The sequence below is a fragment of the Neptuniibacter sp. 2_MG-2023 genome, from assembly GCF_030547495.1.
Lineage (GTDB): Bacteria > Pseudomonadota > Gammaproteobacteria > Pseudomonadales > Balneatricaceae > Neptuniibacter.
Genome location: NZ_JAUOQC010000001.1, coordinates 251,026 through 266,011, shown reverse-complemented (window position 1 = coordinate 266,011; position 14,986 = coordinate 251,026). Strand labels below are relative to the sequence as shown.

Sequence of the window (14,986 nt, the reverse complement as noted above, 5' to 3'; positions counted from 1 at the left end):
CGTTAGGAATGACCTTAGATGTCTGATAAATCACATCCACTTTCAACCTCAGCCTTAGCTAAGGCTCTCGATAAAACCACTAAGCAGATGTTTACTGAGCTGGAATCACTCGGTTGGATCAAGCGTGTAAGTGATAACTGGTTATTAACATCTAAAGGTGAGTTTGAAGGGGGGACCTATCGTGAAAGCACTAAGTTTGGTCGTTATATTATTTGGCCAAGTGAGACCGTCAAGCACCGAGCTTTAGTGAGTGTTGATTCCCATCTCTTATCTTTTGATTCTTTGGCTACTCAGCTGTCGTTATCTGATCGTATTATTGGATTACTTTTGCAAGAATTAGGTTGGATAAAGGCGGGTCGAAAAGGCTGGCTGTTAACTACTTTAGGTGAAGCTGCGGGAGGTTTTCAGCGGGAAAATCGGTCTACAGGCATTCCTTATATCATGTGGCGAGAGTCTATTTTAGACAATGGGATATTAACTGCACGAGTGAGCGGATTCCAACAGGGCTATGAAGGAAAAAACGATTATCTTTGTTGTGATGGCCATAATGTTACTTGTGAAGCGGAGAGGAAGATTGATAATTGGCTCTATCTGTCCGGCTTGTTGCATGCCTATCGGACAGGTTTGCCGTGCGAAGGAGATTTAGATGCCGATTTTTATCTACCTCAACATCAGCTTTATATTGAGTATTGGGGTAAAGAAAACCCTAAAAGTATGTTGTCAGCAAAGATCGAGAAAAAGGAAAAGTTCATTAAAATGGGCGTTGACCTGATTGAATTAAATGATGACGACGTTGCAAACCTTGATGAGGCGCTTCCTCGAATGTTATTGAAATACAATATAGAAGCATAATATTCATTCAGGCTTAAGAGATAACTTTATATTATAGTGCTGAGGATGAGGAAAAAAGCTGATTATTAGCTAGAATGTAAGTACTCACAATAGGACATTAAGTGACAGGTAAGTAGTTAATAGAAAATTACTTTTATTACTTAAAGAGCTAAATGATTTATGAGATTATCAATTATTAATATCTGATTTAGGCAAGCGCCTAACATAATAGGAAGTGTTATCTATTTGAAGCACCAGAGCCCTAAAGTAAGAAATAGGTTGGCGGTAAAGCTTGCCCAGTATACTGTGTTGATGGCGTTTACTATTGGCTTCTTCTTGAGTTCGATACATGTATTAGAAGACTATAAAACGCAAGGGAGCCGGTTAGATCAAACCGTCATCGATATACTGGATGCGAGTAAACCCCCGGCTACGCGCGCGGTCCATACTTTAGATCAGGCGCTTGCCCAAGAAGTTGTTAATGGGCTTATGCAATATCCCTTCATCTCCAAAGTACAGATTAGAGATGAGTTAGGTGAGGTTTTAGCAGAGCAAGAATCCACGCTGCAAAAGACTAAAACGCAATGGTTGACGGAAGCCATCTCAACTAAATATAAAGATTATGCTTTAGCACTTAGGGCGCCTGGGTTTGCCAATCTTGAGCCTGGTAGTCTTCAGGTGGTTGTGGATCAAGACCTTGCGTTACAGCCCTTTTTTGAACGCGCTTTAACTACGTTTGTCTCGGGCGTCGTTCGTAATATTCTCCTTGCGGTATTTTTAATAGCGCTTTTCCACGCATTTTTAACTAAGCCCTTGGCCTTGTTAGCTAAACAATTTGCTGAGCTCAGGCTGGAAGATAGCGAAGGTAAATATCTTGAAGTACCCGAGCAACATAAAAATACCGAGTTAGGTCAACTCAGTGATGTTGGTAATGAATTTATTCATACAGCGCAAAAACTACTTCATGAAAAAAAGAGTAACCATTTAGCCCTAGTGCAAAGTGAGCACTTGTTAAAGCAGGTTATCAATCAAGCTCCCCAGTTGATTGTGGCGCTTAATAGTAAAGACCAAGTGTTATTTTGTAATCAGCAGGTTGCGGAGTTTTATGACGTATCGGTAGAGTCTTTGGTGGGTGTCACCATATCAGATTTCCATTCGTTTCAAGATGAAGTTGAGCGGATGCATGTTATCCGCCGTAGCGTCGAAGCCAATAATGCGCCGGTTGATATAACTGAGTTTTCTTGGTCTCGCGAAAATGGCGAACAATTACATTTCTCAATTCAGGCTTCGCCATTCGAGTATTTTTCTGAACCTGCAACACTGGTTGTGGCGACTGATATTACGAGTCAAAAAGTTGTCCAAGATCATATTAGCCATATAGCTAACCACGATAATTTAACCGGTTTGCCCAATCGGGTATTACTGAATGACCGATTATCTAGATCAATTTTAAGCTGTGAGCGAAATGGCGTTTATAACGCACTGTTGTTTATTGATTTGGACCATTTTAAAACGATTAACGATTCACTTGGGCATGGTATTGGTGATTTGCTCCTTAAAGAGGTGGCGGAGATACTTATAGGCCAAGTACGTGCAAATGATACAGTGGCTCGTTTGGGGGGAGATGAGTTCGTTGTTTTGTTGGAGTTTCTTCATGACAACCAAGAAAGAATCAAAGCTGATGTACAAATAATCTGCGATAAATTGTTAGAAATACTCTCTCAGCCTATAGATATTAAGCAGCACAAGTTAAGAATAGGGGCGAGTATAGGTGTAGTTATCTTTCCAATTGAAGGGAAAGATATTGATGACTTAATGAGATTTGCTGATACAGCTATGTATCATGCGAAAGAGAACGGTCGTAACGGTTATGCCTTTTATCATCGTTCCATGTCGTTAGCCGTTGAAAAACAACAGCATATGGAAAATGAGCTTCATCGAGCATTGGAGCAAGAGGAGTTCCGTATTCATTACCAGCCTCTAGTTAATGTTACAGGGGCCATTGTAGGGTTTGAGGCTTTAATTCGTTGGCAGCATCCAGAAAAAGGCTTAATGCCTCCAATCGAGTTTATTCCTAGTCTTGAAATAAGCGGCATGATTGTTCCCGTTAGTAATTGGTTGTTAGCAAAATGCAGTCGTCAGATAGAAAAGTGGAAGGCTGAAGGGTTTTGGCAGGATGGTTGGTACACCTCAATTAATATTAGCCCCTTACAGTTTTATCAAGCGGATATGGTGATTACTTTACAGCAGGCAATTGTGGGTGGAGGGGCTAACCTCTCTGACATCTGTTTAGAAATTACAGAAACGGTTGCGGTTGAAAATATTGAATTTGCTAAGTCGCGGTTACAGAAAATTAGGAAACTTGGTATTACTATCGCGCTGGATGATTTTGGTACAGGCTATTCCTCATTAAGTTACCTTAAAGATTTACCGATCGATATAGTGAAGATAGATCGCTCTTTTATTCAGGAGCTCGGAGCCCATAATAATAGCCGATCTATAGTTGAAGCCGTTGCATCAATTGCTAAAGCCTATAATTTGGTGGTACTTGCTGAAGGTATAGAAACTAAAGAGCAATTAGAGATAGCACATAATATTGGATGTCATGTGTTTCAGGGGTTCTATATTGAGCGGCCACAGGCTGCGGAGCAGCTGCAGAATGAATATTTATCTAAAGGGTTGTAGGGAACTTTTGTCTTGTTTGCTTGATCTATAGATTGAACATCTTGATTCAGGTAAAGTTTATACACCTTTCTAGGATATAGCTTAATGGGTTATTCAAACATACTGACAAAGCGTGGACGTGTTATAGCAGCTTTTAGCCTGCTATTTTTTATCGTCTATTGTTCGGCAGGTGTATGTACCAATCTACTAAGTGTTCCTGTTTCAGATGGCGTTGTTGTATCAGGTGTTGATCACAGCCAGCATATGTCCACAGACAGTAAGTTTAATGAGCATTGTGGCAATGGTGGTATTAGCTGCGAATGGAGTGTTAATCCTGTTGCTGATCCTATAGATGATGCTACACCTTTATCTAGTTTTTTCTTTCTTTTCGCTTTAGGGGTAACGACCCTTCTATTTAATTTGCGGCCGGATTTTAGGCAGCGCATTGTCTTCCAGTTTGCGTTTGCTCGACAGCAATTCTTTCAACGAAGTTTCCCACGTCTACATATACAACAGGCTGTTTTCCTTAATTAAATCGCGTCTCGTTTTGATAAACAGTGCTCTTTATTTAGAGCGTTATTTTCATATCGTTTGAGACCGGTTTATGTATATATCTCCTTTTTTATTAATGGCGTTTTTAGCCGTTTTTTCGATCTCCGCTCATGCTGATTTAAGCCTAGAAAAGGCGCTCACTGAAGCTTTAGCCCATGATCATTGGCTTGTGAGTAACCAGTATCAGGAGCAAGCAATTCGTTCTGGTGCTATTGCTAGTGGACAATTACCTGATCCTAAGCTTCGTATAGCATTGGCTAACTTACCGACGGATAGCTTTGATTTTAATCAAGAAAATATGACCCAATTACAATTTGGTGTTTCTCAGCAATTTCCGCGAGGAGATAGCTTAGAGATTAAGCAACGTCAGTTAAATTTAATGGCAGATCAAAAACAGTTGGAGCGTGATGAGCGAAAGGCTCTGATCAAGAAAAAGGTCGGCCAGTTATGGGTACAACTTCATCAGTATCAAGAACAGATAAAGTTGTTGTTGGATAACCAACATATATTCAATGAGTTGTTGACTATTAGCCAAGCTAATTATCGTAGCGGGAAAATACAAGGTTACGAGTTGCTAGATGCTGAATTGAAACTTACTCAGTTGCAGGATCGTATTGCTAAATTAGAGCAACTTAAAAACCAAACGCACGGTCGCTTATCTGAATGGCTAACGGTTCACGGAAGGGTGGGGCCGCTTTCTTCTGAGTTACCTGAAATAAAAATGATACTGACTGACGAACAGTTAAACAGTGAAGATAAAGTCTATCAGGCATTATTGCGACATCCTGTATTACAACGCCTTGAGCAAGGTGTAGATATACAGCAGAAAGCGGTTGATTTAGCGGATGAAGCTTATGAACCAAGTTTTAAAATCGATGCTAATTATGGGTATAGAGATGATATGTCGACGGGCATAGAGAGATCTGACTTTTTTAGTATGGCGGTTACATTTGATCTACCTATCTTTCCTGAAAAACGGCAAGACGCACATAGAAATGCAGCTATTAACCTGCGTGAAGCAGCAAAAGAGCAACGTTTACTTAATGCGCGTCAAATGAAGTCTACATTTGATTTTGAGCGGGCTAATTTAGCTGGGTTAGAGCAACGTATCATAATTTATAACCGTGGTTTTTTACGCCAATTAAAAGAAAAACGCATAGCTGCATTAAAGGCCTATGGGGCTTCGACGGCTCGGTTTGCTGATATTTCTGCCGCCGCGATCAGCGAACTGGAAGTTAAACTTCAGAAAGTCGCCTTACTTCATGAGCGAGCATCAACCCTATTTCGCCTCAATTACTTATTGGCGGGGGTCGATCCTGAATTGCGATTATTGTCGCCACGTTACTTGGAGTCAAAGTAATGAAAAAACTTATTTTTATTCTAGCTTCTTTATGTGTGGGATTAGTGATCGGTTATTTAGTAGCGGGTGCTGAATCTGATAAGGGGGCGGCCTCGCTTACTGAAAGTAAAGAGGATGAACCGCTGTATTGGGTCGCACCAATGGATGCGAACTTTAAACGAGATAAGCCCGGCTTATCTCCTATGGGTATGGAGCTAGTGCCCGTTTATGCGGATAACCTTGCGGAAAAAGAGATGCCTGGAACCGTGAGAATTCGGTCGGAGGTGGTTCATAATTTAGGCGTTAAAACGCAAGCCGTTTTATTTAGCCCGTTACAAGAACAGATTAAAGCGGTGGGTTATATAGGGTTCAATCAAGATAAAATGATAGATGTTCATTCACGTATATCCGGTTGGGTTAAGTTTGTAGCTGTAGGCGCTCCGGGTGAGTATGTAGAAGAGGGAACTCTGTTATATAGAGTGTATTCTCCAGAGTTAGTGAATGCCCAAGAGGAATTTATAGCGGCCCTTAAAAGTAATAATCGTTTTTTACTACAGGCGAGTCAAAGTAAGCTTCAGTCACTTGGTGTAGCGCAACGCTTTATTAATGAGTTAAAACAGGCAAAAAAAATCTATCAAGATGTGCCTGTGTATACGCCGCAGTCAGGGTATGTTGGCGAGTTAAATCTGCGTAAAGGGATGTTTATTAATCCCTCTATTAAGCTGATGAATATTGGCTCTTTAGATCAGGTTTGGGTGATAGCCGAAGTATTTGAGAGGCAGGCTCATTTGATAAATCAAGGTGACTTGGTTGAGATGAGTTTAGACTACCTTCCTGCTAAAGCATGGTCAGGGCAGGTTGATTATATTTACCCGGTGCTCGATAAAAATACGCGTACGCTCCAGGTGCGTATACGGTTTGATAACCCTGACTTGCTTTTAAAACCCGATATGTTTGCGAGTGTGACGATTCTATCTCGTCCTACCGAGCCGGTATTAAGCGTTCCATCTTCATCGGTGATTGTAACGGGCACGCAAGAGCGAGTCGTCGTTTCTTTAGGTGAAGGGCGCTATAAATCAGTGGAAGTTAAGGCGGGAGGGCGATTTGTTGATCGAACGGCTATTTTTGAAGGGCTTTACCCTGATGATCGAGTTGTGACTTCAGCGCAGTTCCTTTTGGATTCTGAATCTAGTCTTAGTTCAGATTTTTCACGTATGACTCCGTCATCTATGGGGTCGATTGAATCTGTATGGGTGATGGCAGAGATTCAAAATATAGACCCACAGAAGCGTACGCTTACACTTGCACATAAGGCGATACGTGAATGGGAACAGCCGGCTATGACTATGGAAGTCCCTTTAGCAGAAGAGCTTGATATGAGCCCTTTTAGGGAAGGAGATTCTATTCAGGTACTTCTTAAAGGGGGCAATATGGGCAACCTTAAGCTCATTGATTTTGTTGTGCCTCGCCCGAAAGCACCTAATAGCTCTGTTGGGGGTGCTTTATGATTAAGGCGTTGATCTATTGGTCGATTAAAAATAGGTTTTTTGTTTTATTGGCAACATTTATTTTAGTTGGTTGGGGAGCCTTTGCGGTTAAAAATACCCCTATAGATGCAATTCCGGATCTATCTGATGTGCAAGTCATTATTAAAACCAATTATCCAGGACAGGCACCTCAAGTTGTTGAGGATCAAGTTACCTACCCTCTGACAACGGCCATGTTGTCGGTTCCTGGTGCTAAAACTGTACGGGGTTTCTCATTTTTTGGTGATTCCTATGTGTATGTGATCTTTGATGAAGATACTGATCTTTATTGGGCTCGTAGTCGAGTTTTGGAATATCTAAGCCAAGTTGCCTCTAAACTGCCTGATAGTGCTAAACCCCAATTGGGGCCTGATGCGACCGGTGTCGGCTGGGTATATCTGTATGCGTTGGTAGACCGTACAGGCCAACATGATTTAGCGGAGCTAAGAAGTCTCCAAGACTGGTTTTTGAAATATGAATTGCAAACAGTCCCCGGAGTGTCTGAAGTCGCACCAATTGGAGGAATGGTTAAACAATATCAAGTTAAAGTAGACCCCAATAAACTACGCGCTTTTGATATTCCTCTCTCTCATATTAGTCAAGCGATTAAGCGTGCGAACCAAGAAACTGGCGCATCAGTTATCGAAATGGCTGAAGCTGAATATATGGTACGTGCAACTGGTTACTTAGATGGTATAGATGCGATTAAAACTATACCACTGGGAGCAACCGTTAATGGCACACCAATCTTGCTTAAAGATTTAGCTGATGTAGAGATAGGTCCGCAGATGAGGCGAGGCATAGCTGAGTTAGATGGTGAAGGTGAAGCTGTTGGCGGTGTGGTTGTTATGCGTTTTGGCGAAAATGCACAAACAACCATAACAAGCGTAAAAGAGAAACTTGAAGAACTTAAACGTAGTCTCCCTGCAGGCGTAGAGGTTGTGACAGTTTATGACCGATCAGGTTTGATCGAGAGAGCTGTAGATAACCTTTTCGAGAAGCTAATTGAAGAGTTTATTGTTGTGATTGTGGTTTGTGCAATCTTCCTTTTCCATTTTCGTTCCTCTTTAGTAGTGATTATTAGTCTACCTGTAGGCATTTTAGTAGCGTTTATTGTGACGTTTTACCAAGGAATCAACGCCAATATTATGTCGTTGGGCGGGATAGCTATAGCGATTGGAGCCATGGTTGATGGTGCGATTGTGATGATAGAAAATGTCCATAAACATATCGAACGCACCCCCTTGACGGAAGAGAACCGTTGGCGAGTGATTGCTGATGCCTCAGCAGAAGTGGGGCCTGCCCTTTTCTTTAGTCTGTTAATTATCACCATGAGCTTTTTACCCGTGTTTACCTTAGAGGCTCAAGAGGGACGTATGTTCTCGCCTCTTGCATACACTAAAACTTATGCGATGGCCGCTGCCGCTGGTTTAGCTGTTACATTAATACCTGTGTTAATGGGCTACTGTATTCGCGGCAATGTGTTACCTGAGCATAAGAACCCCATAAACCGCTTATTGTTAGCTACATATCTTCCAGTCATTCGCGCTGTACTTACATGGCCGAAAGTGACCGTTGCTTGTTCTATATTGGTAACGGCTTTAGGGTTTTGGCCGTTAGATAAAATTGGTAGTGAGTTTATTCCTCCTTTGGATGAGGGAGACTTAATGTATATGCCAACAACCTATCCCGGAATCTCTATTGGTAAGGCTCGGGAGTTGCTCCAGCAGACTGATAAATTAATTTCAACTGTGCCAGAAGTTGAGAGAGTATTTGGGAAAATGGGCAGGGCAGAAACCGCAACAGATCCTGCACCTTTAACGATGATAGAAACCTTTATTACGCTTAAGCCAAAGGAGCAGTGGCGAGAGGGAATGACAACTAAAAAACTTACTAAAGAGTTGGATGATTTAGTTAAGTTGCCGGGCCTGACTAATGCGTGGGTCATGCCCATTAAAACTCGTATAGACATGTTAGCCACAGGTATTAAAACCCCAGTGGGTTTGAAGGTTTCAGGGCCAGATCTGAAAGTTATCCAATCGATAGGGGTGCAGTTAGAAAAGGTACTTGTCGAGCTTGAAGGTACAGCATCTGTTTATTCTGAACGAGTCGCTGGTGGTCGTTATATAAAAGTAGATATTCAACGAGATAAAGCTGCTCGCTATGGGCTTAATATTGCAGATGTACAAACTGTAATTACGAGTGCTATAGGAGGAACTAATGTCTCCCAATCTGTTGAAGGTTTAGAACGATATCCTATTAATGTACGTTATTCGCAGGATTACCGTAACTCAATTGAAGGACTAAAGTTGCTACCACTCATTACCAGTAAAGGGGCGCGTATTGCTTTAGCTGATGTGGCAAATATCTTTATTGAAGATGGGCCGCCTGGGATTAAAAGTGAGAACGCGCGTCCCAATGGATGGACTTATGTCGATATAGAGGGCAGAGACTTAGGTAGTTACGTTGATGAGGCTCAAAGAGTGGTTGCCGATAAAGTAACGCTTCCTCCGGGGTACGCTATTAATTGGTCTGGTCAGTACGAGTACTTAATTCGAGCTAAAGAGCGGCTGAGCTATGTGGTACCACTGACATTAGCAATTATTGTCATTCTGCTTTACCTGAGCTTCCGTCGGTTTTCTGAAGTGGTCATGATTATGGGTACGCTGCCATTGGCGTTAATTGGTGGTATTTGGATGTTATATCTGAATCAATTTAATTTCTCTGTTGCCGTGGGAGTTGGGTTTATTGCATTGGCAGGCGTGTCGGTTGAAATCGGTGTCATTATGTTGGTTTATCTAAACCAAGCCTATGAAGAGAGCCTTAAAAGTGGTCGTGATAGGTTTACCTTGGAAAAGCTTCGTAGCGCTGTTGTAAATGGTGCGGGCATGCGTGTACGTCCTGTAATGATGACTGTTGCAGCTGTTATAGCAGGTCTATTACCTATTATGTATGGGGAAGGTGCGGGTTCTGAAATTATGCAACGCATCGCGGCCCCAATGATAGGTGGGATGGTGAGTGCAGTGATACTGACCTTAGTGCTGTTACCTGCGGTTTATTACTTATGGCGAAAACGGCAGCATAAGCTCTAACTTTTATAGTTAACCATATGATTTAAAAAAGCCTGAATAAAGCGGTAAAAGTTAGGTCAATGTGTTTTAAGCTTTTACCGCTTTTTAGCTATAGAGCCTCTTATCAGTCTTTCTAGATAAAGGTCTTTAGTTAAAAATCTGAGTCCATTATTTTAGCCATACGCGTGCTCAAAAGGTTGCCAAATAATTTGGCGGCAGGTCCTGCATAATCGCCTGCGGAGTAGATTAGGTTCAATTGCACATCTCTTTTATTTCCTATTTCTAAATTTAGCGGTTTTAGTCGCCCTTCTTTGATTTCTTGTTGTATTTTTAGCGTTGGGAACCAAGCATAGCCTAAGCCTTTGCAGGCAGCGTCGATCGATGTGCGTATATGGCCTACTGTTAATCGGTGTTGTGCACCTAACCATCCTGCATCTAAATCTCTACTGCCCGAATCTTTTATTACCAGCTGCCTATGTAGACGAAGATCTTGATAGTTTAAGGGTCTGTTGAGTTGATGCAAAGGGTGAGATGGGCTGGCTACTGCATGGAAGCTAACCAGTAAAAGGGGATCTCCTAGAAAACCCGGAGGAATGCGGCCACCGATTACCAGATCGGCCTCTTTTTTTAAAAGCGCTTCATCTGTACCACTGAGAACGGTTTCCATTAGCTCAATACGGGTTAAGGGGTGCTCTTTAGTGAATTGTTCAATAACGTCTAGCATGATCCATTCAGGAAATAAGACGTCCATAGCAATACGTAATTCGGGCTCCCAACCTTCGGCAAACTGCTGGGCTTGAGCTTCCATCTGATTGGCTTCTTCAAGTAGAACGGTGGCCCGTTGATATAAGGTTTTTCCTGCGGGAGTAAGGATCGCTTTGCGTCCTGCTATTGCAAAAGCTCTGACATTTAGGCTGTTTTCTAATTTTTGAATCGCATAGCTTACCGTTGATTGGCTTTTATTCATTGCTTCTGCCGCTGCTGCATAGCCGCCCTTATCTACAACCGAGATCAGTGTTTGCCATTGTTCTAAGGTTACGGTTGGCATAGTTGCTCCTTTATCGAATGAATCTACATTTAGCTATGATGTATCTAAAAATTAGATCATATTAAGCTATTTTTCGCTATTTATAATCGTCTTTATAAATATAAGAATATGCATATCAACTTAACTACGCATTAAATGCGATGAATAGAGAGAGCCGGTTATGGCCACATTACTTCATATTAAAACCAGTATTTTTGGCGACGAAGGAAAATCAAGCCAGCTTGCTGCTAAGTTTATTGAGCAGTGGAAGCAAACGAATAAGGATGGCGCTGTAGTTGTTAGGGATCTGATCGTAGAAGATTTACCCCATTTAGATAGTTTTGTTGTTGGTGCGTTAATGACGCCAGAAGAAGAGCGTTCAGCTGCTCAGCAAGTCTTAGTTGATCGTTCAGATGAGTTTATTCGTGAAATTAGAGCGGCAGATAAAATAATTATCGGCGTACCTATGTATAACTTTTCTATACCGACACAGATGAAAGCTTATTTTGACCTCCTAGCTAGAGCTGGCGTTACTTTTAAGTATACGGAGAATGGCCCTGTAGGTTTGATTGAAGATAAGCCTGTTTATCTGTTTGCTACACGTGGTGGCCTTTACAAAGATAACGGCATTGATTTTCAAATACCTTTTGTTAAGCAGTTTTTAGGTTTTATTGGCCTAGAGAGTGTAGAGGTTATCTTTGCTGAGGGACTAAATATGGGAGAGGTTGCTGCTAAGTCTTTAGCTCAGGCTGAAAAACAGATTGCAGAGATTAGCTAACATAGGTTGAGTGCGGAGGAGATCTAATGGGATTATTGGTTGAAGGTCAATGGCGTGATCAATGGTATGACACGACGCGTAGTAAAGGTGAATTTGTCCGTTCAGCTTCTCAATACAGACATGTGATTACAGCTGATGAGGATGCTGATTTTAAGGCTGAGGCGGGTCGCTACCACCTTTATGTTTCTTTGGCTTGTCCTTGGGCACACCGCACGTTGATTATGCGTCAATTGAAAGGGTTACAGCATCTTATTAGTGTGGATGTTGTGGATCCGCTTATGCATGAAAGTGGTTGGACTTTTGATAAGCATTTTCCCAATAGTACAGGAGATAGCCAGTTTGCTTATGAGTATCTCTATCAGCTTTATACCCATACAGACCCAAATTATAGCGGTAGGGTGACAGTGCCCATTTTGTGGGACAAAAAGAAGGAGGTGATCGTTAATAATGAGTCAGCAGATATTATTCGTATTTTTAACTCTGCCTTTGATCATTTAGGTGCAATTACAGGAGATTACTTTCCTGTAGTTCTACAGGAATCTATTGATACTATTAACGATTTTATCTATGAATTCGTTAATAACGGTGTTTATCGGGCGGGGTTTGCAACTTCACAATCTGCCTATGACAGTGCGGTGAAGCAATTATTTAATGCGTTAGATCAGCTCGAAGAGCAGCTGAGTAGTCGGCGTTATTTGGTGGGTAACCAATTAACTGAAGCGGATATACGGCTATTTACCACTTTGATTAGATTTGATCCCGTTTATGTAACGCATTTTAAGTGTGATTTAAAACGGATTGCCGATTACCCCGCGCTTTCAGGTTATCTACGGGATATCTATCAGCTTGAAGGGATCGCAGAGACAGTTAATCTGGAGCATATTCGTCATCACTACTATCGTAGTCATAAGACGATTAATCCGACTGGGGTTATTTCTATAGGACCAGAGTTCAATCTTGATTTACCCCACGGGAGGGCGTCTTTATGATCAGTCGTGATCCTAAGCGGGAAATAAATCGAGTTATTCCTGCGGTGGATAGTCGAGATGGAGCAGGAGTCCTGTTAAAACGTAGTATCGGGCGTAATCCGTCGGCCCGTTTAGATCCGTTTTTGATGCTGGATGCGTTTTCATCAGACAATCCTGATGACTATATGGCCGGTTTTCCTCCCCATCCTCATCGAGGTTTTGAAACAGTGACCTATATGCTCAATGGGCATATGATTCATAAAGATCATTTAGGTAATGAAGGAGAGCTTCGATCCGGTGGTGTCCAATGGATGACGGCAGGCAAAGGGGTTGTTCATGAGGAGCGTCCTGTAGCGATTGAGGGGCTGATGCGAGGCTTTCAGTTATGGATAAACCTGCCAGCTAAGGACAAAATGAAACCGGCTGCCTACCAACATATTGAACCTGAGGATATTCCTCACATAGAGCTAATGGGTGGTGCTGCACTCAAGTTAATCGCGGGTAGTTTGACCTTGGATGACATCACCTATCAAGGCCCCATTTGCGTAGAGGAGACTCAGCCCTTATATGTGGATCTGCAATTGCAGCCGGGCACGACCGTTGAGCTGCCCATACCGTCTAGCCATAATGCGTTTATTTATCTGTTTGAAGGTAAAGCAACAGTGGAAGGGCAGCCTTTGTTAATTGATGCCGCGAATCGGCTATCGACTGGGTCTAGGGTATCAATTACCACAGCCGAGAGTGATGCTGATAAGCCCATTACGCGGTTGCTGCTACTAGCAGGTAAGCCCATAGGTGAGCCCGTTGCACAGTATGGTCCGTTTGTAATGAATACTATGGCAGAGGTTGAGCAGGCGATAGCTGATTATCGTGCAGATCGTTTGGTTGATTAAAGGGCGCCATAATGAAGGGGTTATCGGTAAAGATACCATCAACCCCTAATGCGAATAGTCGATCAGCTTGTTCAGGATCATTACAGGTATAGCAGTATAAATCATAGCCTGAGGCCTTCACGTCTTGAATGTCTGCTTGGGTCATAGCGTTGCAATCGCAGTGTATGCTACAAGCTTGAATTGCAGCTGCTTGTAGATGCCATCGTTCAGGAAGGTAATCGTATAGTAACCCAATATTCGCCTGAGCGTCTAAGGCGCGATAAGCACTAAGTGCTTGATGGTCAAAGCTGCTGATAATTAACTTATCTGGATCGTGCCAATAGACAGATATCATTTGAAAGGCAGCGGCGGCGGTTAGTTCAGATTCACCATCACGGGGTTTTAGTTCTAAATTTAGCCCTAAGTTTAACGTTTGGCAGAGTAAGAGGGCATCGGATAGCAGTGGTAGTTTTTCGTTGTGCCATTCCTGACTAAACCAACTTCCGGCATCTATTTGAAGTAGATCAGTGAGCGTCGAGCGCGATAATGAACCGCTGTAGTTTGTACAGCGATCAAATTCATGGTCATGGGAAAGTACGGGGGTGCTGTCACCGAGAAGGGATAGATCAAGTTCTACCCATCTAAGGCCACAAGCTGAGGCTTTTCGAATACCCGCTAAAGTGTTTTCTGGTGCGAGAGCCGCGGCACCTCGATGGCCGATAATGCGGTCTGCTATCACGGAACTTGCATTCCGCGTTTCACAAATTCGATATCGTTCATGCGTTCCATCCATGCATTAACAAAGGGGAATTGTTCAGGATCGACAGCTTGCCATTCATAGCGCATAGCCCAAGGGTAGATAGCAAAGTCGGCTATAGATAAGTCATCGCCGATAATGAACGATTTATTTTCGAGCTGCGTATTTAAAACGCGCCATAATCGTTGAGCTTCTGTGTTGAAGCGCTGTTTTGCGTAGGGCACATCTTCTTTAGCAAATTTATTGAAATGGTGTGCTTGCCCGAGGAATGGACCGAAGCCGCCCATCTGCCACATCAACCACTGCAGACATTCCAGCCGAGCTATAGGATCCGTAGGTATAAACTCATCGTTTTTTTCTGCTAAGTAGATAAGTATGGCGCCACTTTCGAAAAGTTCGACTGTTTCGCCATTAGGCCCTTCAGGATCGACAATAGCGGGTATTTTATTATTGGGGCTTATTTTTAAAAAAGAGGCTTCAAACTGGTCGTTTTCTAAAATATTAACAGGATGAACTCTATAAGGTAGCCGCAATGCTTCAAGCATAATTGAAATTTTGCGGCCGTTAGGGGTTCCCCACGTATACAGGTCAATCATTCGAA

Annotated in this window: 12 protein-coding genes; 9 read left to right on the top strand and 3 right to left on the bottom strand. The window is 42.4% G+C overall.

Annotation, left to right across the window (positions count from 1 at the left end; genetic code table 11):
• Positions 1-18 precede the first annotated feature (18 nt).
• The 6 genes from Q4486_RS01220 to Q4486_RS01195 all read left to right on the top strand — a co-directional run bounded on the left by Q4486_RS01220 (position 19) and on the right by Q4486_RS01195 (position 10,004).
• The gene (locus Q4486_RS01220; protein WP_303416044.1) at positions 19-852 is read left to right on the top strand and encodes a hypothetical protein; all 834 of its coding nucleotides are present in this window, start codon (positions 19-21) and stop codon (positions 850-852) included.
• Positions 853-1,077: 225 nt separating this feature from the next.
• Complete coding sequence (locus Q4486_RS01215) at positions 1,078-3,516, top strand: bifunctional diguanylate cyclase/phosphodiesterase (RefSeq protein WP_303517760.1); 2,439 nt, start codon at positions 1,078-1,080, stop codon at positions 3,514-3,516.
• A gap of 84 nt (positions 3,517-3,600) precedes the next feature.
• Positions 3,601-4,029, top strand: a complete 429-nt coding sequence (locus tag Q4486_RS01210; protein ID WP_303416046.1) for a hypothetical protein — start codon at positions 3,601-3,603, stop codon at positions 4,027-4,029.
• Positions 4,030-4,099: 70 nt separating this feature from the next.
• The gene (locus Q4486_RS01205; protein ID WP_303517758.1) at positions 4,100-5,407 is read left to right on the top strand and encodes a TolC family protein; all 1,308 of its coding nucleotides are present in this window, start codon (positions 4,100-4,102) and stop codon (positions 5,405-5,407) included.
• The gene (locus Q4486_RS01200; protein WP_303517756.1) at positions 5,407-6,894 is read left to right on the top strand and encodes an efflux RND transporter periplasmic adaptor subunit; all 1,488 of its coding nucleotides are present in this window, start codon (positions 5,407-5,409) and stop codon (positions 6,892-6,894) included. The genes Q4486_RS01205 and Q4486_RS01200 overlap by 1 nt, the downstream gene beginning before the upstream one ends.
• Complete coding sequence (locus tag Q4486_RS01195) at positions 6,891-10,004, top strand: efflux RND transporter permease subunit (protein WP_303517754.1); 3,114 nt, start codon at positions 6,891-6,893, stop codon at positions 10,002-10,004. Before Q4486_RS01200 ends, Q4486_RS01195 begins: the two co-directional genes overlap by 4 nt.
• A gap of 130 nt (positions 10,005-10,134) precedes the next feature.
• Here the strand turns inward: Q4486_RS01195 and Q4486_RS01190 are convergent, their stop codons facing one another.
• Positions 10,135-11,031, bottom strand: coding sequence for a LysR family transcriptional regulator (locus tag Q4486_RS01190; RefSeq protein WP_067862213.1), 897 nt, complete (start codon positions 11,029-11,031; stop codon positions 10,135-10,137).
• 160 nt (positions 11,032-11,191) lie between these two features.
• Between Q4486_RS01190 and Q4486_RS01185 the strand changes: the two genes are divergently transcribed.
• Genes Q4486_RS01185 through Q4486_RS01175 form a run of 3 tightly spaced genes read left to right on the top strand, consistent with a single transcriptional unit; the run spans position 11,192 to position 13,649 of the window.
• Entirely contained in the window at positions 11,192-11,788 is a 597-nt protein-coding gene (locus tag Q4486_RS01185; RefSeq protein ID WP_067862211.1) for an FMN-dependent NADH-azoreductase, read from the top strand.
• Positions 11,789-11,814: 26 nt separating this feature from the next.
• The gene (locus tag Q4486_RS01180) at positions 11,815-12,777 is read left to right on the top strand and encodes a glutathione S-transferase family protein (protein WP_303517749.1); all 963 of its coding nucleotides are present in this window, start codon (positions 11,815-11,817) and stop codon (positions 12,775-12,777) included.
• Complete coding sequence (locus Q4486_RS01175; protein WP_303517747.1) at positions 12,774-13,649, top strand: pirin family protein; 876 nt, start codon at positions 12,774-12,776, stop codon at positions 13,647-13,649. The genes Q4486_RS01180 and Q4486_RS01175 overlap by 4 nt, the downstream gene beginning before the upstream one ends.
• Here the strand turns inward: Q4486_RS01175 and Q4486_RS01170 are convergent.
• Entirely contained in the window at positions 13,591-14,367 is a 777-nt protein-coding gene (locus Q4486_RS01170; RefSeq protein ID WP_303517744.1) for a glycerophosphoryl diester phosphodiesterase, read from the bottom strand. The genes Q4486_RS01175 and Q4486_RS01170 overlap by 59 nt on opposite strands.
• A complete protein-coding gene (locus Q4486_RS01165; RefSeq protein ID WP_303517743.1) occupies positions 14,364-14,981 on the bottom strand; it encodes a glutathione S-transferase family protein in 618 nt (205 codons plus the stop codon). Before Q4486_RS01165 ends, Q4486_RS01170 begins: the two co-directional genes overlap by 4 nt.
• Positions 14,982-14,986: the final 5 nt, after the last annotated feature.